Source organism: Bacillus sp. Medicinal_06, from assembly GCF_056711665.1.
In genome coordinates this window covers 185,712-208,274 of the sequence record NZ_JBWYHD010000003.1, presented here as the reverse complement: position 1 = coordinate 208,274, position 22,563 = coordinate 185,712, and the positions used below count along the sequence as shown (strand labels likewise).

Genomic DNA, 22,563 nt, shown 5'->3' with positions numbered 1-22,563 from the left:
TTATTTACTCTTATTGTTGTTTCCTTGCAGTAAAAAAGTTAAGAACCAATAAAATTTGGAAATTATATAAAAAATATGAAAGTACAATGTTCACATTTATATTTTTTAACTAGTATGTTTATAACGTAATAAGAAAGGATGTATCGTTATGAAAATTTATAAGGAAGAAAAAATCAAATTTACAGATTGTAAAGGTGAGGAAATAATTTTAAAAATAAAAACTAAGGATGCAAAGGTACAGTGAAGAGCAATTAAGTATATATTGATCTAATTTAAATTCGAATATTAAGTAGTTTAATTACTTATTTAAATTAAACTCACTTTTATTTTCCATTGTAAAATAAAAGTGAGTTAGGCTAAGTTTATTTAATGCAGTATAAGCACTTTTGTTTTTTTGCATAATGTAACTTGAATCAAGAGTAAGGGGGAACAGCTATGTCTTATCCTAATCAGTTAGCTTGGCATGAAACATTGGATTTACATGAATTAGTAGCATTTCAAGCAATCAGTCTAATCAAATTTAAAAAATCAGTTAAAAACATAATTCCTAGCCAACAGCAGAGTATGTTTAGCGCGCGTTTCTTTTGGGAAAACTAAGAATATACATTGGTGGAAAGGATACGGTTTAATGGCTAACGAAATCGATAATACAAATCATTTAACCTCTTCTGTCTACTTGACCCGTAATCTATGGTCAGGCATCTTGTTTGGACTAGGATTAGCGGCCTTTATAGATGAAACTATTTTTCATCAACTATTGCATTGGCATCATTTCTATGACAAATCTACAACAGATATTGGATTGATTTCAGATGGCTTTTTTCATGCTTTTAGTTGGTTTGCAACGATTGGTTCCTTGTTCATGGTTGCTGACCTTCGCCGTAGAAATGCATTTTGGTTGAAAAGATGGTGGAGTGGCATAATGCTTGGAAGCGGTGGATTTCAATTATATGATGGTACAATTCAACACAAGCTAATGAAAATACATCAGATTCGATACGTAGATAATGTTCTCATCTACGACGTGATATGGAATATAGTTGCGACTGTAATGGTCTTAATTGGGATTCTACTAGTTTTTCAGACAAGAAAAGAATTAAAACTATTGAGAGGTAAAAACCTTAAATGAACAATAATCATCTTCATCACGAAATCTGGAATTTGATGGATTTCTTGCTATTAGTATTGATTGTAATTATATTAATGATTTATATCATAGCTACAGTCTTATCAAATCGTCATCACAAACGATGGCCGTTATATCGAAATGTCTTCTGGATTTTAGGAGTTATTTGTCTGGGTATAGCAGTTGTTGGTCCCTTAGCCCATCGTGCTCATATTGATTTCACAGTGCACATGCTAAGTCATTTACTCCTTGGGATGCTTGCTCCAATTTTTATGGCACTAGCCGCTCCGATGACTCTTTTTTTGCGAACGCTCAATGTGAAAACAGCTCGACGTCTTTCATTTGTACTAAAGAGTAGGCCTCTGCAAACTCTTAGTAATCCAATTGTAACAACCTTACTTAATTTAGGAGGGCTATGGATTCTCTATACGACAAACTTATACTCGATGATGCATCAAAATATACTTCTTCATTTGTTCATACACCTCCATGTTTTTATTGCAGGCTATCTGTTTACCATATCAATAATTTATATTGACCCAGTACCACATAGGTATAGTTATATGTACCGAGCAATTGTTTTAATAGTTGCATTGGCTAGTCATGGGATATTATCAAAATACATTTATGCTCATCCGCCTACTGGTGTAGTCACTGCACAGGCTGAAATAGGAGGTATGCTAATGTATTATGGTGGGGACTTAATTGATATTATTCTCATATTTATTCTTTGTTTGCAATGGTTCAGGGCTAACAAACCGAGAACCAAAGTACATGAGCCAGTAAGTTCTTAAACATTACCAGCTTCTTTTTAATTAAAAACTTCTAAATGAGTTTTGATCAAACTTTTTTATAAAACGGAAAGCTCGTTTCAAAAGAAAAGAATCTATTTTAATTGGTGGGCCGCTAGGTTTTCGAATTGTATTTTGTACACAGTATCCAACAAGTGATTCATTACCAAGGGTTGTAAAGCAAATGTCTAATGCAAAGTTAGGGTTCAGACTACCTACACGAACTGCATCAGAAGTTGTAATAGATGAGCCAGGTTTAGAATCATTACCATCCATCCCAGGAAGGGCCATCTATATGAAAGATAACTTCACTGAGTTACAAGTGCCATTCATTGATGATGAGCTTATGTAGAAACATCTAAAAGAATATGAGGTGGAAAAAGATGCGCACATTGAAACAATTGAAGAAGGAACGTCAGATGGAGGTACTTGCGACGATTAGAATGCTGTAGTTTGCGACGAGAACACATTTGATGTGTGTGCATAATATGGGGGGATACGGAATGCAAACAGGATTATGAAAGACTTAACTCCATTTGTAAGTCGTGTAACCTATTATAAAGAATATGCATACTACCTGAATAAAGAAGGTCATGCCCTATTGGGACAAAGGAAAGTGGTTTCCAGAAATAGAATGGAGCATGCATTATTACGAAATGAAGCATGGTTACATTTATTTTGCCCAGATGATTGGCAAATTGAACCAGAAATACGTTATAGAAAGAATAGAGAAAAAGAAAGAATTATACCAGATGTGAAATTTCGGGATGAAGAAGGGATACTTCATGCAGTTGAAGTAGATCGTTTACAAAAAATAAAGATTAATGAAGAGAAGTTAAAAAAATATGAAGAATTTACGCACATTTATAAGCAAAAATACAATGGAAAGGTGCCAATTATTCATTTCTTTACAGTTACAAAATATAGGGAACAGAAATTGGAACAGTTAGCAGCAAAATATGATATGTATGTGATTCAAAGTATATAAGAGTGTAACAAAAAATAACAGCCCCTCAACTTATAAGTAGAGGGGCGAGGGTTACGAGGGATAAACATCTTCAAATTTAATCCCAACAAGCATATGTTTCATCATTATAAGGCATTGTGCACTATCATTAACTGTGAACGAACAAACTTCCTGTTTAGTTTTTTTTACAACCAAAACATCAAAACTAATTGCTAAAAGGTCTGTAAGATAGTCTTTGTCCTGAGTATCTATAGCGATTAAAATATTATAAGTATATCTTGGAAAACTATTCCCAGTGTTATACCAGAAAATCCATGGTTCAACATCTTGCTTATTTAAATGAATAAACATGTTAGTAATAGCATCGGTCACCTGACTCACAATATCTTGATTTATACTTTCTCCCCAACGATAAGTAGGAAGCGCTAATATATCTTTAATAATCAGATTGCTAATTTTCTCAATTAATTCTGAAATTTGAAGTGCTTCTCCTCCGATGATTGCTTCCTGTGACGACTTCAAAAAGTTTATATCACGATTTGATTCTAGCACGTTGACTAGAGCGCGAGGATCAGTGAAATCATTAAAATCTATATCCAAATCTTCAAAGAATTTCTTTAATTTAAGAACTTGTCCTAAATGTTCTTGTTTCACAGCAAACACATTATGAAAGTGATTATACCCCACTTTTCAACATTCCCTTCTATATAGATCGTAAGACAAATATATGATGGGAACTCCAATATATAACTATTTTTTGTTTTAAAATGTAGTACTGTACCTTTTCGAAAATAAGTTACCCTAAAATCTTGAAGAATAAGATTGTTTAGGTTCATTTTTTTGTTCATTGTAGTTGGAATAAACAGTGAACAATTTTTTAGCGTACGAAATTTGCGAAATGTTGGTGCTACTCCCTCCATCAATTTAAGAGATCAATTGTCTCCAAAAACGAAAAGAATGAGCCGAATTCTCATTAAAACCTGTAAAAAGGTAAAATTTTCGATATGGGGGCTCTCAAAATCTTAGCTTGCTAGGCATGAGGTAGTACCAACAAAACATGAATTTTACAGGTTAAGAAAAATTTGAAAGAGAAAAGTTGATTTAATATACGTTAATGAAACGATTGTTTTAAGTAGGTTCTTTAATTGATAATTTTCGTCATAATGTCAGTGAGAGTGATGTGTAATTGAAGAAATACAATGGAGGTTTTTAATTGAAGAAGTATAAAAAGTGCTAACAAGTTTGCAAACAAAAATGCAAACTAAACGAATACTTCTTAGTAATGGTAAGAGCTAAATGGTCGCTGATATGTCCTCTAAATCCTTATATTATAACGTTTGTTAACAATGTATACTCATGCATAAAACTGACTACTTCACCCGAACACAATCTGGGCACCATGTAGTGAAGAACTTCACTACTACTGGCTCCTCGCTTGCGGTAATGTTCTTAAATTCCTTTTCAGACTTGATTTCTTTCATGTTTTTTGCTCCTTTCTATGTCGTACAAATTTGCTAGTATTTTTATGCAAAATCTTCAACTGCTTTTTCTTGTAGTTCTGGTACAACATGCGAGTAGGTGTCTATGTGATGCCTGCTCTTTTATGTTCTAAACGTTCGCTTATAATCTTTGGATGAATACTTTGTTTCAACATCAGTGTTGCATGAGTATGTCTTAGATCGTGGAAAAGCAATATTCGCAAAGTATATAGAATACTATAATCATAAAAGGATTCAGGCAAAACTAAAAGGCATGAGCCTTCGTACAATATCTGGCTCATGCTCAAGAAGCTGCTTAATGAAATAAAACCTCAGTTACCTAAGGGAATAGTAAAAAGTATTTATGAGAAATCCAAATGCAACCACCACAATTACTATTAGAAAGGCTAAAAATTCAAGACTTCTATGACCATGAAGTGCATATATATTATTCATAATGGATTTCGAAACTATAGCTTATAAGATCAGTTACCGTCAAAAGTACAATAACAGATGGAACAAGTGTAACAAATACAAGAAGAGAAAAGACAAAAGCAGGAACAAGGCTTAGAGTTACAACATCATAAGTTAGACATCGAAGAGAAGAAGGGTGAAAAACAAAGGCAGAAGGGTGAGAAGTAAATGAAGAATACTGTAACACAAGAAGATATTAATGGTATTTTAGAAAAAACTCGATGGACAGTTGAGGAGTTTCATGGCAAATGTACAGTAGTGGTTGCTAAGTTGCCGAATGGATTCATTTTAACTGAATCCAGCGCATGTGTAGCTCCTGCTAACTATGATGTGAATATTGGAATTCAATGTTGCAAAGACCGCATTATTGATAAAATTTGGGAGTTAGAAGAATATAGGCTGCAATGTGAATTAGCTAAACAAGTCGCTATAGAATAGCGGCTTGTTTTATATAGTCTCTTTCGCACCTTATAGCAAAACTAGAAAATAGTGCAAATAATGAAATGATAGCTAAAAATTTTTTCATGATCTTTTCTCCTTTTATGTGTTTCTGTAGAGAGTATATTGCTATTTTGATAATGAAAAAGTCGAGTTAGATTACATTACCCTTACAATCTTGTAAGGAAAATTAGATTATTTAGAGAGGTGGGATTTCAAAGATTATATGAATGATATGAAGATTGCTCAACATTATGCTGAACTATATAGGTGATCAAATTTTTGTATTTGAAAAGTATATTAATGTTAAATAATAAAAAGTTTCATTATTGGAGTAGCATTTTTATTTTATAAATCGTACACCTTTTGAACAGGATGAGCATATATTAAAGTATGGGACAAGCGTAAATTGCTTTTTTCATACTCATTGAAAACTCCTTATCACGAAAAGAGCACTTTTAAGTGCTCTTTTTAATTTGGATTTAAGCAATGCGAACAGCGGTTTTGGCAATTGGAATTACACAAATGGTAGAAGAGTGAGATTGAAGCTGTGGTTATTAGGATAAGAACTCTAGGAATGGTTATTTTTTTAGTTTTGATTTTTAGTAATTTAAAATAAAGATAGATGTGTTATGGTGTAGGTTTTTCTTTTCTTCTGTCGAAGATGTAATAAAAGGGAGTGAGTTAAATGGCACAGTTTGAGGTAGAACGGATCACTTATTTAGGAGAGAGAAAAGAAGAAATCGATTTTCGAATAGCTTATGTAAGGATTGATGACTATTTAGACTGGGAAGTCATTATACGTGGAACTACTGATAAAGAAACATTCTTCATTGAAACAATGAAGAAAAATGAACAACCAGTATTTGAATTTATTACTACTGAAGGGGAAGTTTTTCAAGGTAGGACAAAAATAATGAAATTCATCCCGAAATTAACTGATACAGAAATCGCTTTATTTGGTATTGGAAAGTTAAATGGTTATGAAATAAAAAGCATCCAATAGGATGCTTTTTATCATCTTTAGTGCTACATTTATTTTGATGGTGTAAATTTACAAATGGATAATGAGGAGAGCTGGTAAGGATGATGTATTTGTTAGCGATTCTTTTTCCGCCACTTGCTGTTTTACTTTGAGGAAAACCATTTCAAGCAATGATAAACTTCTTTTTGACATTAATTGTATGGGTACCAGGAGTTATACATGCAATTCTTGTAGTCAGTGATAAAAAAGCAGATAAGCGTCTTGAGAAACAAATTAGAGCATATGACAAAATCAATAATAGAAATAAAAATTAAGTGGTGTGACTAAACCTTATATATTCTTTGAAGAAAGCCGGCTTTTATTAAAAAATTTAGTCTATATATTCCTGTCATATACCGTTAAATTATAGTTGACTTAGTAAGTATTCATGAGAAAAAAAGAATCTGTCACAGATTCTTTTTTTCATTATATATATTGGATTAGGAGAGTATGTTAAACCCTTGAAGGGAGCAAGGATTTAACGGTAATAGTAACCGTAGTATTAATATAACATAGTTAACTTCTATAGGTAATTGATAATGTTTGTATTGAATATTACTAATGTTTAGTATAGATACTTAATACCATAAATATAGTATTAACTTATTTAATTTACTATTTGATCAATTGTTAGGTAGAATCAGCAAAACAAACACCTATTTTAATCGATTCCTACTATATACATATTGCAGGAATGTATCCAATCTGCAAGTAACGTTTTAGATATTTAAAATGGTATGACAAAAGGAGAAGAGGAATAATGGACAAACATATTATTGATATTTCTAAGTGGAATGGTAATATCGATTGGGATGTGGCTGCACCGCAAATTGAGCTTGCTATATGTCGGGTACAGTATGGTTCTAGAACAGTTGATGAACAGTATAGAAGTTATGTAACAAATTTGGAACAACATGGTATACCACATGCTGCATATGCTTATGGATGCTATGTTTCTGTGACGGATGCAATTGTAGAAGCGAAGGATTTTATGGAGAGAGTAAGTTCTAACGCTAAATTTCTTGTTCTTGATGTTGAAGATGATACGTTAAAAAGTTGCGGTTCTGATAAGTTAGCTGAAGCATCCCAGGCATTTATCAATACTTGTAAAGCCGCAGGGTGGAAAGTTGGATTATACGTAGGTCATCACATGTATAATAAATATGGTTTAAGAGGAGTGGAAGCGGATTTCCTATGGATTCCACGTTACAGTGGTAATAAACCAGCTTATCCATGTGATATATGGCAATATACTGAAACAGGGAATATTAAAGGGATTGGGAAAGTTGATTTGAATTATTTAGTTGGCGATAAATCACTTTCTTGGTTTGTAGATGATGTAAGTCAGACAAAAGAAGATTTTGGACAAACAGTAGGTATTGGGAGTGCCCTTTCAAAATACCCTGAAGGTTATGGAGTTAATTTATATGAGAATCCTGAAGAACCTATATTTACTGGACGTATCACTAATAAAATTCCTTATCTTATATTTGAAGGATATTGGGGCGGTGGGGATAAGGATATGATTAGATTAGGGAATGAGAAACAGTGGGCGAAACTAGAGCACTTTGATGTAGAGTGGTTCTGTGCCTATTCAAAATACCCTGCTGGATATGGAGTTAATTATTACGCAGAACCTGAATGTATAAACTTTAAAGGTGTGATTGATGGCTCAATTTCTTATCGTGTTTGGGATAGAAAAGATGGAGCAATTGATATTGGACAAAGTAGCTGGATTAAAGAAGAACATGTAGTGGTTCGGTAATATGCTAAAGATAGATTATGTATGAATAATGTGAAAAAAAGATGGTATTATGTTCTCGAACATAATACCATCTTTTTTTATTTTTATAAGTAGACTTTTTATGCATATAGAATTTTAAATTTTTGTGTGACGATAAGAATTTCTAATATAAGTGTCATGATAGTAGCTTTTGGATTGTGCGTTTCGTAATCCTTTGTATATACTTTCTGGCACATCGTAAAAATCATATGTACCATTTCTAAATTCAATTCGTAAAATCATAGATGATGGATTATAACCTACAGCGACTAAATTTCTAGAAATTACTGGATATAAAGTCATGTTAGTTCATCTCCCTTCTTTAATATATTTAGATATTAATAAAGGAAAATCCTGCTATTTTGTCGAAATATAGTCGTTGAGAAGGAGTGGAGAATATGAATGAACAAGAATTTATAGATATTATATTGGAAGAGGAAGATTCTCTAGCACATATTTTAAATGAAATTGTTGAACAAAAAAGAGAGGAAACAGGTTCGTATAACATCACTGTTCAACATGTAATTCCTGTTAGGGAAAAGCATTTTACAGTTATTTTATGTAAAATTGTTTCAGATTTTTAAGAGGATGTATTTCGATGTGCAATGTTGACTTATGGTAGGAGAAGGACAAGTTGATAACTGTTTTGTACTGTTTATCCTGCTATTAACAGTCGGTAAAACCCTAAAAAGGAATTATATTGGTGGCAACTATCAGTAAAAGCCTGATTAGTGAGGACTAATAATTTGTGTGTGATGAAGAAATATTCCACTGATTTTTGTGCATAGGCGATTTTTGAAGAAGCGACTGGAGATAGAGTAAAGGGTTATTTCCATTCACTTTTCTATTTTATGACATAGGAATATTTGTTAGAACGATTCTACAAAGTATGTTGTAGAATTTAGGGTTTATTCTGTTACGTATTGACTGAATCGTGCATTGTAAATAGTATATATGTTGTTGGATAAAATATCATAATTACCTCCTTCACTAGCTATGTTGATTCATTTTATTAGAAGTTCACACGAAATTCATATTGTTATGCTATTTTATTCTCACTATTGATTTGTCGCTAACGATTGTGTAGAAGGAAGTTATATTTTAGATGACAGTTTTTGTACAACTAGTCCGGAATATAATTAGAGCTAAGTTAAGAAATGATTTGGTTTTAATGCAATTACCAGCTTACTATTTGTGGCTGGAACAGGGTGTCAATATAGAACATGGGAGAAACTATTGTTTAAATGTATTAGTTGTGTCTGTATCTTTTTGATACAATCTTTGACAATGAAGACATTTTGGACGGATGTTTAAGAAATGATTTATGTGGAATAAAAGGAGGAATACGAGCTCAAGTTTCAGTGTGAAAAGAATATACTTCTTACTATTACAAGCGTATAGATTAATAGAGTTATATTTTTCATCAAGAGAAACAGGTGGACAATACAAACAACAAAATATGAATTTTTTAAGTGATTCAAAAATGTGTTCGGGGGCCTTTTTGATTAAACAACATTGTAAGAGTAGACTTATTTATTGATGATAAATCAACAAGAGAATTGAAAGGCAGGAGAAAGCAACATGTCAGAAAATTATCGTTCTCGAGAGGAGCGAAGACAGGTACAAAAGAAAAAGCAACCAAGTGCTAATAACGAAAAAACGAAAGGGAAAACATCGTTTTTTCGTAAGTTTTTAATTGGGTGTTTAATACTTGGAATCGTAGCTCTCATAGGTGGAGTAACTACTTTTTTCATTATGATAAAAGATGCTCCTAAACTTGAAAAATCAAAGCTTGTTAATTCACAATCAGCAAAAATTTATGATAAAGATAAAAATCTGATATATGAATATGGGAAAGAAAAACGAACGAATATTACGTACGATCAAGTGCCAAAATTAGTAGAAAATGCATTTTTAGCTACAGAAGATGCACGTTTTTATGACCATAGTGGTGTTGATTTTAAGGGTACTTCACGCGCAATTTTAGTCAGTCTGACTGGGAACTATGGTTCGCAAGGTGGGAGTACAATTACTCAACAAGTTATTAAAAACTATTTCTTATCTATGGATAAAACACCTAAACGTAAGGCACAAGAAATATATTTAGCCTATAAGTTAGAACAACAATATTCGAAGCATGAAATATTAGAAATGTATTTAAATAAAATCAACTTAGGAAACCGTTCATATGGTATTGCGACAGCAGCTGAAAACTATTATGGAAAAGAATTAAAAGAGTTGACTTTACCAGAAGTTGCGATGCTTGCAGGGTTACCAAAGGGACCAAGTATTTATGATCCAACCAAACAACAAAATATAGAGAGAGCAACAGAGCGTAGAAATGTTGTATTACATTTAATGAATCGTCATGGATATATTTCGAAAAAACAAATGGAAGAAGCTTCAAAAGTTCCTGTAACGGAGGGACTTCTTCCACCTAAAGAAATTACAGAAATGCCATATCCAGCATTTATAGACGCTGTTGTGAAGGAAGTGGAGAAAGAGTTACCGGATGCAAACATTGGGTCTGATGGGCTATCTATTTACACAACTTTAGATCCGGAAGCACAGAAGTATGCTGATGATCTTTTAAACGGAAATAGTATTAGTTATCCGAATGATAAATTCCAAGGCGCTTTTACATTTATGGATACAAAAACTGGAGAAATTCGTGCTATTGGTAGTGGACGTGGTGAAAATAAAGCGACATTCAAAGGGCACAATATGGCAATTGAACTAGACCGTTCAGCAGGTTCAACAATGAAGCCAATTTTTGACTATGGCCCAGCAATTGAATATTTAAAATGGCCAACTTATCATCAACTTGATGATTCACCATATAAATATTCAACAGGACAACAGGTTCAAAATGCTGATAGAACGTTTAAAGGTATGATGACGATGCGTGATGCTCTTAAAATGTCTCGTAACATACCAGCCATTAAAACAGCAAAAGAGGTAGGATTAAGTAAAGCACAAAGCTTTGCAGAAAGCTTAGGTATTCCATTTAATAAAGATGCTGTTGAATCAACCGCAATTGGTACGAATGAAGTATCACCAACTGAAATTGCAGGTGCGTATGCTGCATTTGGTAATGATGGTAAATATATAAAGCCACACTTTGTTAAAAAAGTAGTTTATCCTGATGGGAAATCACAAAGTTTTGAACCAAAATCTAAGCGTGTGATGGAAGACTATACTGCGTATATGATTACAGATATGCTACGTTCTGTTGTTAAATCTGGTACAGGTACAGCAGCAAATGTAAGTTCATTAGATGTTGCGGGTAAAACAGGAACAACAAATTATTCATCTAAAGAATTAGCGAGATATGGTATACCAGCTAGTGCATCGCGTGATAGTTGGTTTGCTGGTTATACACCGCAATATACAATGGCAGTTTGGACTGGATATATGAAAGATGGTTCTGAAGATTATATAAGCAGTAAAAATACGAAAATTGCTCAACAAATTTTTAAAGAGATGATGAGTAAATTTGGCACAAGTGGAGCAAAATTCAAAATGCCAAGTACAGTTGTACAAGAGGGAGATGAATTACGTGTGAAAGGTGCAAAACGAGATTCCTCTCCAAATCCGAGCACGTCAAATTCAAACTCAAGTTCAAATTCAAACTCAGATGAACAGAAGAAAAATGATGAGCAAAAGAAACAACAAATAGAAGAAGAGAAAAAGAAACAACAAATAGAGGAAGAACAAAAGAAACAACAAATGGAAGAAGAGAAAAAGAAACAACAAATGGAAGAAGAGAAAAAGAAACAAGAGCAAGAACAAAGTGAAGAAAATAAGGAAAATGATCAAAATGGCCAAGAGCAAGGTAATATAAATTCGCCAAGTAATGGAAACGAAAATGGCCAAGGTGGTACGAATCCGCCAGGTAATGGAAATGGAAATAACCAAGGTGGTACGAATCCGCCAGGTAATGGAAATGGAAATAACCAAGGTGGTACGAACCCGCCAGGTAATGGAAATGGAAATAACCAAGGTGGTACGAATCCACCAAGCAGCGGGAACGGTGAAGGGCAAGTTAGTCCGAATCCACCGAGCACTGGAAATGGCCAAGGTGAGACAAACGCAAATCAAAATGGCGGTCAATAATAATATGTTAATTAGAAAAACAAAGTCGGCTCTAGAAAAAGAGTCGACTTTGTTTTTTTATTTTTATATGAATAAGTAAGTCTTATCTAGTAGAACTAAGCACAAAGTCGTAAGACCAATTCAATCTATCGATGGTAGACCATTTAAATGTAAAAATACGTCTATATACGGAGGAAAATATACCATTAAAAATGTACAATACGAGTGTAAATAGTATTGATACAGGTTATATGGAGGTGTTTTTTATGGAGCGATTATGGACTAAGTCATTTATTCAAATGACTTTAGCGATGTTATTTTTATTTACAGGATTTTATTTACTTGTTCCAACACTCCCATTATTTATAAAGGAACTAGGAGGAAGTGAATCTCAGGTTGGAATTATGATGGGAATGTTTACGATATCAGCTGTTATCGCACGGCCAATTATTGGAGGGATGTTAGATAGGTATGGAAGAAGGTCATTTATCATTTGGGGGCTAGTCTTCTTTGGTATTACGATGTATTCATACAATTGGGTAGTAAGTATTGCATCTTTAGTTATTTTACGAATTATTCACGGTTTGACATGGGCTGTTTCTACGACTGCAGTTGGAACTGCTATTACTGATATTATTCCAAACTCTCGACGAGGGGAAGGAATGGGTTGGTACGGAATGGCAATGACGATTGCAATGGCAATTGGACCAATGATTGGTTTGTGGATGATACAAAGTTATTCCTTCCAGGGCCTATTCTTATTAGCTACATTATTGTCGTTCATTGCACTATTTCTCACATTTGTGACAAAAATACCGTTTACACCACAATTAGAAAAAGGGAAAATACAGTTGTTTGAAAAATCTATTTTACCTATTGCGATTGTTATTTTCTTTTTGGCATTTGCCTATGGAGGAATTACAACATTTTTACCACTGTTTGCAACATCTATTGATGTGAACCCAGGTACATTCTTTCTTGTTTATGCAGTTGCACTAACAATCGTCAGACCGATTTCAGGGAAATTATCAGATAAATATGGAGAAGTATTAATAATTGTTCCATCTTTATTTATAACAGTGTTAGCTATATTTGTATTAACAGCTTCAAATGGACTAATGGGAGTAGTAGCAGCAGCTATTTTATATGGAGTAGGATTTGGTTCAGCACAACCAACTTTGCAAGCTGCGATGCTGAAAATTATTGATCCAAGTAAAAGAGGAATTGCAAATGCTTCTTTCTTTACAGCATTTGATTTAGGAATTGGACTTGGTGCTATTTTACTAGGGTTTGTTTCACAACTTTTCGGTTATCGTATTTTATTTACAGGTAGTGCGATATCAGGAGTGGTAGCTCTCTTGATTTTTATGTTTTTTGTAAAACAGCGATTAACTAAAAAGGTGCTCGTATAAGGAGAGAATAAAATGAACATTCAAATTGAATCTAGAGCCATGCAATGGTTTAAGGAAGAAATGAATTTACAGAGCGGTGATTTTGTACGTTTTGTTGTGCGATATGGTGGTAATAGTACCATCCAATCTAGTTATTCTTTAGGATTAGTTTTTGAAGAACCAGAAGATATAGCTACATCTACTGAACAGGATGGAATCCAATTTTTCATAGATGAAGATGACATTTGGTATTTTCAAGACTATGATTTAGTAGTAAGCTATCATATGGAAATGGATGAAATTGAATTTAATTATATAAAATAATAACTTTATTAAAAATAAAAATATCCTATATAAAAATTATATTGTATTAATAGCAGTATATAAAATATATGTAAGCGAGTTGAGTATAGATACAACTCGCTTTTTTCTTTGTTTAAAAAAGATAATAAATATATGGAAGTGAATAGTTTGTTTTACTAGCTTTATATAGCATTGTATTAAAAATTAATATATTTAGGTTTAAAAGAAAATGAAGGATTATGGAATTAATTGGTAAAAACTTATACGTTATTCTTCAAAAATAGTTTTATTACAGTAGGAAAAGTATAGGAAACTTATCATTATAAAATAAATTGAAATCTTCTAAAAACTCTGATACATTGAAATAGAAATGTAGTTTCACAATATTGTAAAGGCTTACAGTTATGTGCACGAAGATCTATTAGGATTGGAGGAAATGATAATGAAAGCTGAAGAAAAATTTTCCCCGGGATTAGATGGTGTAGTCGCAGCGGAGACGAAAATCTCGTTTCTTGACACAGTAAAAGGTGAAATTGTTATTCAAGGATATGACTTAATTGAACTATCAAAGACAAAAGAGTATTTAGATATTGTGCACCTTTTACTAGAAGAACATCTACCAAATGAGAATGAAAAAAAGGCGCTTGAAAAGAAATTGAAGGAAGAATATGAAGTACCTGAAGGTGTGTTTAATGTTTTAAAAGCATTACCAAAAGAAACACATCCGATGGACGGATTACGTACAGGCGTATCGGCATTAGCTGGTTACGATAACGATATTGAAAATCGTTCGCTAGAAGTGAATAAAGATCGCGGTTATAAGTTATTAAGCAAAGTGCCGAATATTGTGGCGAACAGTTACCATATTTTAAATAATGAAGAGCCTGTTCAGCCTCTAAAAGAATTATCGTATAGTGCGAATTTCTTTTATATGTTAACTGGCAAAAAACCAACTGAGCTGGAAGAGAAAATCTTCGATCGTTCCTTAGTTTTATATAGCGAACATGAAATGCCGAACTCTACATTTACAGCACGCGTGATTGCATCTACGCAATCAGATTTATATGGTGCTTTAACTGGTGCGGTTGCATCTTTAAAAGGAAGCTTACATGGCGGTGCAAATGAAGCGGTTATGTACATGTTGTTAGAAGCAGGTAATGTTGAGAAATTTGAAGAGTTACTGCAAAAGAAATTATATAACAAAGAAAAAATCATGGGATTTGGACATCGCGTCTACATGAAGAAGATGGATCCAAGGGCACTTATGATGAAAGAAGCTTTAAAACAGTTATGTGATGTAAAAGGTGATTATACATTATATGAAATGTGTGAAGCTGGAGAAAAGATTATGGAGAAGGAAAAAGGCATTTATCCGAACTTAGATTATTATGCAGCACCAGTGTATTGGATGTTAGGTATTCCAATTCAACTATATACACCAATCTTTTTCAGTTCAAGAACGGTGGGCTTATGTGCGCATGTGATTGAGCAACATACAAATAATCGATTGTTCCGTCCACGTGTAAATTATATCGGCGAGCGACATGTGCTTAGCAAATAAAAACAACTGGGGAGTTGTTAGAGCCGCCCGCCAGGTGGGTGTTTGACCGACACCCATCCTTAATAATAACGAATTTTCGACAGAAAGGGAAGAATAGCATGATTAAAACAAATGAAATTAAACAAAAAGATGCAATTTTAGAAGAAATTACGGATTATGTATTAAACAAAGAGGTGACAAGTGCAGAAGCATTCAGTACAGCTCGCTATGTGTTACTTGATACGCTTGGATGTGGAATTTTAGCACTTCAATACCCAGAGTGTACAAAATTATTAGGACCAGTTGTACCAGGAACTATCGTGCCAAACGGTACACGTGTACCGGGAACGTCATTTGTACTTGATCCAGTAAAAGGTGCTTTTAATATTGGGTGTATGATTCGTTGGCTAGATTATAACGATACATGGCTAGCTGCAGAATGGGGACATCCATCAGATAACTTAGGTGGAATTTTAGCAGTTGCAGATTATATTAGTCGCGTCCGTATTTCAGAAGGAAAAGAACCATTAAAAGTACGTGAAGTACTAGAAATGATGATTAAAGCACATGAAATTCAAGGCGTACTTGCTTTAGAAAATAGCTTAAACCGCGTTGGTCTTGACCATGTATTATACGTAAAAGTAGCGACGACGGCTGTAGTTGCGAAAATGCTTGGTGGAACACGTGAAGAAATCTTTAATGCATTATCACATGCGTGGATTGATAATTCTAGTCTTCGTACATACCGTCACGCTCCAAATACTGGTTCACGTAAATCATGGGCAGCAGGTGATGCGACGAGCCGCGGTGTTCATCTTGCAATGACTGCTCTAAAAGGTGAAATGGGTTACCCAACAGCATTATCTGCACCAGGATGGGGATTCCAAGATGTATTATTTAATAAGCAAGAATTAAAGTTAGCAAGACCGCTAGAATCTTATGTAATGGAAAATGTATTATTCAAAGTGTCATACCCAGCAGAATTCCATGCACAAACAGCTGCAGAATGTGCTGTGAAATTACATCCGGAAATTAAAGAAAGATTAGATGAAATTGATCGCATTACAATTACAACTCATGAATCAGCAATTCGTATTATCGATAAAGAAGGACCATTAAATAACCCAGCTGATCGTGATCATTGCTTACAATACATTACTGCAATCGGTTTATTAAAAGGTGATATCGTTGCGGATGATTATGAGGATGAAGTAGCTTCTGACCCTCGTGTAGATGAATTAAGAAATAGGATGGTTGTTGTTGAAAATAAACAATACAGTTTAGATTACCTTGATCCGAACAAGCGCTCAATCGCCAACGCTGTTCAAGTTCATTTTAAAGATGGCACAGTAACAGAAAACGTAGAGTGTGAATATCCATTAGGCCACCGTTTCCGTAGAGACGAAGCGATTCCAAAAGTTGTTCAAAAATTCACTGCAAATATGGCAGGTCATTATTCTAGTAAACAACAAGAAAAAATTCATGAAGCTTGTCTAAATGAAGAAAAACTAGAAAATATGAATGTTAACGAATTTGTAGATCTATTCTTAATTTAATAATAGGGGGAATTTAGAATGGCTTGGGTTGTGAATAAACAGTCAACACAGGAGGAGCTTGCCAATCGATTCCGAGCTTTAGTAGAAGCACCTGAAATTTTACAAATTCCTGGTGCACATGATGCAATGGCTGCTCTTGTTGCAAAAAAAACTGGATTTTCAGCTCTTTATTTATCAGGAGCTGCTTATACAGCAAGCAAAGGGTTGCCGGATTTAGGAATTGTAACGTCTACTGAAGTAGCTGAGAGAGCAAGAGACCTTGTTAGAGCGACGGACTTACCTCTTCTTGTTGATATTGATACAGGATTTGGCGGGGTATTAAACGTAGCAAGAACTGCTGTGGAAATGGTGGAAGCAAATGTAGCTGCTGTTCAAATTGAAGATCAACAATTACCGAAAAAATGTGGACATTTAAATGGAAAAAAACTTGTTTCCACTGAAGAACTCGTACAAAAGATTAAAGCAATTAAAGAAGTAGCACCAACACTTATTATTGTAGCACGTACAGATGCTCGTGGTGTAGAAGGGCTGGATGCAGCAATCGAAAGAGCGGTTGCTTATGTAGAAGCAGGTGCAGATGCTATTTTCCCGGAAGCGCTTCAATCTGAAGAGGAATTCCGTTTATTTAACAGTAAAGTAAATGTTCCACTACTTGCGAACATGACTGAGTTTGGAAAGACACCATATTATAGTGCAGAAGAATTTGCAAATATGGGCTTCCAAATGGTAATTTATCCGGTTACATCACTTCGCGTTGCAGCAAAAGCATATGAGCGTGTATTCACACTTATTAAAGAAACAGGCTCACAAAAAGAAGGACTATCTAATATGCAAACGAGAAGTGAATTATATGAAACAATTTCATATCATGATTTTGAAGAATTAGATAACGGAATTGCAAAAACAGTTTTATCTGAAGATCAATAAAACAAAGGGAAAAGGCGATGATGATACATCTTTGGCAAAAACAACTGCTTGATGTGAAGAGTCATCGCCTTTTCATATTTCCTAATTGCTTGCAAAAGAGGTGGAAACATATGAACTCTATAGAAGATTACTCTGTAGGAAGATGGCTGAATAAAGAGTTTCAGTTTGTGAAAACGAGTAATACGATTGCAGAGGCAATCAATCTACTAATCGCATCAAAAACTGAAGAACTGCCTGTACTAGAGGAAGAAAGAATGATAGGTATTGTGAAATTACTAGATTGTGTGCAGTGGCTGAAAGAAAATAGTGATGAAAGTACCTTCGTTCATATGATTATAGATAAATCTTTTCACAATGGAACAAGAGTGGATGCAATGGAAGTGGTTCAGCGTTTACCGTTTTATGTACTAAATGAAAAAAGTGGAATGTTAGAAGGAGTAATAGGTCAAAATGAGCTTCTTGCCTTTCAAAAATTTATAAAACAACAATTAGAAGAAGCAAAGCGTGTAATAGAATGGTTACGGCTTTCCTTTGATACTGCGTATGAAGGGATTGCGATTGTAGATGAAAATGGCGTTATTCAAATGTTTAATGACACGTATAGTCGTTTTGTTGGTGTAACGAAAGAAGAAGCAATCGGACAGCGCGCTGAGAATGTAATTGAGAATACACGGCTTCCAGTTGTATTAAAAACAGGAGTACCAGAAAGAAATCAAGTGCACCGCCTACAAGGACAGAATCTAGTTGTGCACCGGATGCCAATTTGGAAGCAGGGTAGAGTGATAGGTGCTGTAGGGATGTTGATTCATGAAGGAATTTCAGATATTTATAAAATACTAGAGAGATTTGATCAAAAAGAAGGTGTTGTCAAACCATCATTCTCAAAACCGAAGAAGAAGCAAATTCACTTTGAAGATATTCTCGGAGAAAGTCAGCCGATTTCGGAAACGAAAAAAATGGCTCGAAAAGCTGCTAGATCGAAAGCGTCTGTATTAATTACTGGAGAAAGTGGTGTTGGTAAAGAGCAATTTGCGCGGGCTATACACGGTGCTGGTGTAACAAACAACGGTCCATTTATTAGTGTAAACTGTGCTGCCATTCCTGATAATTTACTAGAATCTGAATTGTTTGGTTATGCAGAAGGGGCTTTTACAGGTGCGAAAAAGAACGGGAAGGCAGGAAAGTTTGAGCTTGCAAATCATGGAACGTTATTTTTAGACGAGATAGGCGATATGTCTCTATTAACGCAAGTGAAAATTTTACGCGTTTTACAAGAAAGGGAAATAGAAAGAATAGGTGGTACACATCCAATACCTGTTGATTTCAGGCTAATCGCAGCGACAAATAAAGATTTAAAACAAATGGTGAGAGAAGGAACTTTTAGAGAGGATTTATATCATCGTCTTCATGTTATTCCGATCCATATTCCGCCGCTTCGCTTTCGAAAACAAGATATACCACTCATTGTCGAAGAACATTTACAAAAGTTATGTCAAATGTATGGTGCCGAAGAAAAGACACTTGATAAAGAAGTATTACGTCTTATGTTCCATTATAACTGGCCAGGTAATGTCAGGGAATTAATCAATGTGTTAGAAAGACTATTCGCACTATCAGATGATGCACATATACGAGCGAAGGATTTACCAGAAGAATTTTATTATCGGGATATGGAGCAAAAGAAACTAGTACCTATGATTCAGTCCTTACCTGCAAAACAAGAAGCGATGAAAGTGGTGCGTGAAGAGGAAGAAAGAGGATTAATTGAACACGTTTTAAAAGAAGCAAAAGGAAATAAGTCAAAAGCAGCGGCATTGTTAGGGATTTCTAGGGCGACCCTGTATAACAAATTGTCCCGATTCAAAATCTAGACAATTTGTTATATCGAGTGTAAAACTGTCTAGACAGTTTTACGTTTTCTTGTCATTTCGCCCTTGTTCTATCAAGTTTTTAGTTTGGCATAGATTTTGCATATAAATAAAATGAAGACCGAAATGATAGGGGGATACAGATGGAGAAAACAAAGTTGCAATGGGACGAATTTTTTTCGCTGAATCAGGAGCTTCATACAACCTTTTTTACACCTGAGGATTTTTCAGGTGATGAAGATTTAATCGCAAAAACAACAGAACAATTTGTGAAACAAGAAATTGTTCCGCAAATTGAACATATTGAGCAGCACAATTATCAAGTTTCGCGCCAGCTATTTGAAAAGGCTGGAGAACTTGGATTGCTAAGTATAGAGGTTCCGGAAGAATATGGTGGGTTTGAATTAGGGAAAGCAGTTTCGGGACTTGTAGCAGAAAAGATGGGATATGCAGGAGCGTTTAGTGTTTCTTTTAATATTCACGCTGGAGTAGGAACGCTGCCATATATATATTACGGAACAAAAGAGCAGAAGGAAAAATACTTACCAAAAATTGCGTCAGGCGAATGGATTGGAGCTTATGCATTAACAGAGCCAAACGCTGGATCTGATGCATTAAGTGCAAAAACAAGTGCTGTTTTAAATGAAGAAGGAACAGCATGGACATTAAATGGTGAAAAGCAGTGGATTACAAATGCTCATATGGCTGATGTATATGTTGTTTTTGCGAAGACAAATAAAGGAATGACAGCATTTATTGTCGAAAGAACATGTGAAGGCGTTTCGATTGGCTTAGAAGAAAAGAAGATGGGTATTAAAGGTTCATCAACTGCGACACTGATTTTAGAGGATGTCGTCATTCCTGCTGAAAATGTACTAGGTGAAGTTGGAAAGGGACATCACGTAGCTCTTAATATTCTCAATTTTGCTAGACTGAAACTTGCTTTCGGAAATATTGGGACAGCAAAGCAAGCAATTGGTCTATCTGTTCAATATGGAAAAGAACGAAAACAGTTTCAAACAGAATTAGTTGATTTCACGATGATCCAAGAGAAAATTGCAAATATGATTATTGCTACATACGGTGCAGAGAGCGCAGCTTATCGAACAGCAGGTGTAATTGATGAAGCAATTCATGAGAGTGATGAAAGCATTATGCAGAAAATGTCTCAATTTGCAATGGAATGCGCAATCAACAAAGTGAACGCTTCAGAAACACTTGGAAATATTGTAGATGAAGCGGTACAAATTCACGGTGGTTATGGTTATATGCAAGAATATGAAGTAGAACGATTATACCGTGATGCTAGAATTAGCCGTATATTTGAAGGAACGAATGAAATTAACCGCTTAACAGTTGCGAAAATGTTAATGAAACAAACGAAGCAGCTAGGAGATCAAGTAGATGAAGGTACGTTTGATAATGTAGAACGTAATCATCGCTATATTTTATTATCAAAACAATTATTGAAGCAATCTTTGAAAACGCTATCTCAAACTCCTGAACTAAAAATTGAACAAGAACAAGAATATTCACGCGTATTAGCGGACATGTTGAAAGATGTGTATGTAATGGAATCGGCATTTTTACGTACAAAGAAAGCGGTAAGTAAAAATGGTGAAGAAAAAGAACGTACAAAACAATCTATAACAGATGTTCTTTGTGAAGAAGGGTATCGAAAAGTAGAATCAGCGGCAATTGTTCTTCTTTCTGCAGCAGTACAAGAGGAGCAAAATAGAAACGCTATTCTAGATGAAATTCGTCAACTGTCAGTACCTCTATATACGAACGTATTTACGAAGAAAAGAGAAATCGCAAAAGCGATTATAAATCGTGGGAAATATATTGTTTAAATAGGAGGAGAACAGTATGAAAAAGATTGGTTTTATTGGTTTAGGTAATATGGGTCTTCCGATGTCTAAAAATTTAGTTAAATCAAATTACACAGTATATGGATTAGATTTAAATAAAGATGCGGAAGCTTCTTTTGAGAAAGAAGGAGGAATCATTGGCTTATCCATTGCAAATTTGGCAGAAACATGTGATTTGATTTTTACAAGTTTACCATCGCCTCGAGCTGTTGAAGCTGTTTACTTTGGTGAAGAAGGTCTAATTGAGAATAGCCATTCGAATGTTGTTCTAATTGATACAAGCACAGTAGCACCAGAGCTAAATAAAAGATTGGCAGATGCTGCGAATGATAAAAAAATAGACTTCTTAGCAGCGCCAGTTAGTGGTGGAGTGATAGGAGCGGAAAACCGCACATTAACTTTTATGGTTGGTGGATCAAAAGAAGTGTACGAAAAGGGCTTACCAGTGATGGAAGTATTAGGGGCAAATATTTTTCATGTGAGTGAGCAAATTGAGAGTGGTACAACTGTAAAGCTTATTAATAACTTATTAATTGGTTTTTATACAGCAGGTGTTAGTGAAGCTTTGACTTTAGCAAAGAAAAACAATATGGATTTAGATAAAATGTTTGATATTTTAAATGTGAGCTATGGCCAAAGTAGAATTTATGAGCGTAATTATAAAAGCTTTATTGCACCAGAAAACTATGAGCCAGGGTTTACTGTAAATCTACTAAAGAAAGACTTAGGATTTGCAGTTGATCTAGCAAAAGAAAGCGAGCTTCACTTACCAGTAAGTGAAATGCTTTTGAGTTTATATGATGAAGCTGGTAAAGCAGGATATGGTGAAAAAGACATGGCTGCCTTATATCAAAAGGTAAGTGAGCAATTAATCTCTAGTCATAAATAATAATGAATACTAGCAAATATAAAAATAAAAAGGAGCGAATAC

General features: G+C 34.4%; 18 protein-coding genes and 6 pseudogenes. 20 read left to right on the top strand and 4 right to left on the bottom strand.

The annotated features are described in order from the left end of the window. Nucleotides 1–435: 435 nt before the first annotated feature. From AC1M36_RS08090 to AC1M36_RS08070, 5 genes and pseudogenes are all read left to right on the top strand, one after another. Nucleotides 436–570: pseudogene (locus AC1M36_RS08090) on the top strand (spore coat protein); the annotation flags it as partial. Between the two features lie 58 nt (nucleotides 571–628). After that, nucleotides 629–1,129: a DUF2243 domain-containing protein gene (locus tag AC1M36_RS08085; RefSeq protein WP_336452528.1), complete on the top strand. Its 501-nt coding sequence runs from the start codon at nucleotides 629–631 to the stop codon at nucleotides 1,127–1,129. Then, nucleotides 1,126–1,920: a cytochrome c oxidase assembly protein gene (locus AC1M36_RS08080; protein WP_336452527.1), complete on the top strand. Its 795-nt coding sequence runs from the start codon at nucleotides 1,126–1,128 to the stop codon at nucleotides 1,918–1,920. The genes AC1M36_RS08085 and AC1M36_RS08080 overlap by 4 nt, the downstream gene beginning before the upstream one ends. Nucleotides 1,921–2,020: 100 nt before the next feature. Next, nucleotides 2,021–2,359: pseudogene (locus AC1M36_RS08075) on the top strand (hypothetical protein); the annotation flags it as partial. A gap of 75 nt (nucleotides 2,360–2,434) precedes the next feature. Next, nucleotides 2,435–2,905: a replication-relaxation family protein gene (locus AC1M36_RS08070; RefSeq protein ID WP_479845730.1), complete on the top strand. Its 471-nt coding sequence runs from the start codon at nucleotides 2,435–2,437 to the stop codon at nucleotides 2,903–2,905. A gap of 51 nt (nucleotides 2,906–2,956) precedes the next feature. Here the strand turns inward: AC1M36_RS08070 and AC1M36_RS08065 are convergent, their stop codons facing one another. From AC1M36_RS08065 to AC1M36_RS08055, 3 genes and pseudogenes are all read right to left on the bottom strand, one after another. Next, nucleotides 2,957–3,571, bottom strand: a complete 615-nt coding sequence (locus AC1M36_RS08065; protein WP_336452526.1) for a pesticidal protein — start codon at nucleotides 3,569–3,571, stop codon at nucleotides 2,957–2,959. A gap of 689 nt (nucleotides 3,572–4,260) precedes the next feature. Next, a pseudogene (locus AC1M36_RS08060) lies at nucleotides 4,261–4,365 on the bottom strand (thioredoxin domain-containing protein); the annotation flags it as partial. Between the two features lie 42 nt (nucleotides 4,366–4,407). After that, nucleotides 4,408–4,571 (bottom strand): annotated as a pseudogene (locus tag AC1M36_RS08055) (tyrosine-type recombinase/integrase); the annotation flags it as partial. Between AC1M36_RS08055 and AC1M36_RS08050 the strand changes: the two are divergent. The 5 genes and pseudogenes from AC1M36_RS08050 to AC1M36_RS08030 all read left to right on the top strand — a co-directional run. Further along, nucleotides 4,571–4,682: pseudogene (locus AC1M36_RS08050) on the top strand (IS3 family transposase); the annotation flags it as partial. The pseudogenes AC1M36_RS08055 and AC1M36_RS08050 overlap by 1 nt on opposite strands. Nucleotides 4,683–5,004: 322 nt before the next feature. Continuing rightward, nucleotides 5,005–5,274, top strand: coding sequence for a Gp49 family protein (locus AC1M36_RS08045; RefSeq protein ID WP_336452525.1), 270 nt, complete (start codon nucleotides 5,005–5,007; stop codon nucleotides 5,272–5,274). Nucleotides 5,275–5,962: 688 nt separating this feature from the next. Next, nucleotides 5,963–6,280, top strand: a complete 318-nt coding sequence (locus AC1M36_RS08040) for a hypothetical protein (protein ID WP_336452524.1) — start codon at nucleotides 5,963–5,965, stop codon at nucleotides 6,278–6,280. An 80-nt stretch (nucleotides 6,281–6,360) separates the two neighbouring features. Beyond that, nucleotides 6,361–6,573, top strand: a pseudogene (locus AC1M36_RS08035) (YqaE/Pmp3 family membrane protein). A 485-nt stretch (nucleotides 6,574–7,058) separates the two neighbouring features. Further along, a complete protein-coding gene (locus tag AC1M36_RS08030; RefSeq protein ID WP_479845729.1) occupies nucleotides 7,059–8,063 on the top strand; it encodes a GH25 family lysozyme in 1,005 nt (334 codons plus the stop codon). A gap of 114 nt (nucleotides 8,064–8,177) precedes the next feature. Here AC1M36_RS08030 and AC1M36_RS08025 read toward each other — a convergent pair whose 3' ends face one another. Beyond that, on the bottom strand, nucleotides 8,178–8,384 hold the full coding sequence (locus AC1M36_RS08025; RefSeq protein ID WP_336452522.1) for a KTSC domain-containing protein: 207 nt from the start codon (nucleotides 8,382–8,384) through the stop codon (nucleotides 8,178–8,180). A 95-nt stretch (nucleotides 8,385–8,479) separates the two neighbouring features. Here AC1M36_RS08025 and AC1M36_RS08020 point away from each other — a divergent pair, with 95 nt between their 5' ends. The 10 genes from AC1M36_RS08020 to AC1M36_RS07975 all read left to right on the top strand — a co-directional run bounded on the left by AC1M36_RS08020 (nucleotide 8,480) and on the right by AC1M36_RS07975 (nucleotide 22,521). Beyond that, a complete protein-coding gene (locus AC1M36_RS08020; protein WP_336452521.1) occupies nucleotides 8,480–8,665 on the top strand; it encodes a hypothetical protein in 186 nt (61 codons plus the stop codon). Between the two features lie 997 nt (nucleotides 8,666–9,662). Continuing rightward, entirely contained in the window at nucleotides 9,663–12,197 is a 2,535-nt protein-coding gene (locus tag AC1M36_RS08015) for a transglycosylase domain-containing protein (protein ID WP_479845728.1), read from the top strand. 245 nt (nucleotides 12,198–12,442) lie between these two features. Beyond that, on the top strand, nucleotides 12,443–13,588 hold the full coding sequence (locus AC1M36_RS08010; protein ID WP_479845727.1) for an MFS transporter: 1,146 nt from the start codon (nucleotides 12,443–12,445) through the stop codon (nucleotides 13,586–13,588). 12 nt (nucleotides 13,589–13,600) lie between these two features. Beyond that, a complete protein-coding gene (locus AC1M36_RS08005) occupies nucleotides 13,601–13,891 on the top strand; it encodes a HesB/YadR/YfhF family protein (protein ID WP_336452518.1) in 291 nt (96 codons plus the stop codon). 421 nt (nucleotides 13,892–14,312) lie between these two features. Further along, nucleotides 14,313–15,431, top strand: a complete 1,119-nt coding sequence (gene mmgD, locus AC1M36_RS08000; protein ID WP_336452517.1) for a citrate synthase — start codon at nucleotides 14,313–14,315, stop codon at nucleotides 15,429–15,431. A gap of 98 nt (nucleotides 15,432–15,529) precedes the next feature. Beyond that, on the top strand, nucleotides 15,530–16,966 hold the full coding sequence (gene prpD / locus AC1M36_RS07995; RefSeq protein ID WP_479845726.1) for a 2-methylcitrate dehydratase: 1,437 nt from the start codon (nucleotides 15,530–15,532) through the stop codon (nucleotides 16,964–16,966). A gap of 18 nt (nucleotides 16,967–16,984) precedes the next feature. Next, complete coding sequence (gene prpB / locus AC1M36_RS07990; RefSeq protein ID WP_336452515.1) at nucleotides 16,985–17,893, top strand: methylisocitrate lyase; 909 nt, start codon at nucleotides 16,985–16,987, stop codon at nucleotides 17,891–17,893. Nucleotides 17,894–18,003: 110 nt separating this feature from the next. Next, entirely contained in the window at nucleotides 18,004–19,764 is a 1,761-nt protein-coding gene (locus AC1M36_RS07985; RefSeq protein ID WP_336452514.1) for a sigma 54-interacting transcriptional regulator, read from the top strand. Nucleotides 19,765–19,904: 140 nt separating this feature from the next. Next, nucleotides 19,905–21,614 carry an acyl-CoA dehydrogenase family protein gene (locus AC1M36_RS07980; protein WP_336452513.1) on the top strand — a complete coding sequence of 570 codons (1,710 nt, stop codon included), beginning with the start codon at nucleotides 19,905–19,907 and terminating at the stop codon, nucleotides 21,612–21,614. Nucleotides 21,615–21,630: 16 nt separating this feature from the next. Next, the gene (locus AC1M36_RS07975; protein ID WP_336452512.1) at nucleotides 21,631–22,521 is read left to right on the top strand and encodes an NAD(P)-dependent oxidoreductase; all 891 of its coding nucleotides are present in this window, start codon (nucleotides 21,631–21,633) and stop codon (nucleotides 22,519–22,521) included. Nucleotides 22,522–22,563: the final 42 nt, after the last annotated feature.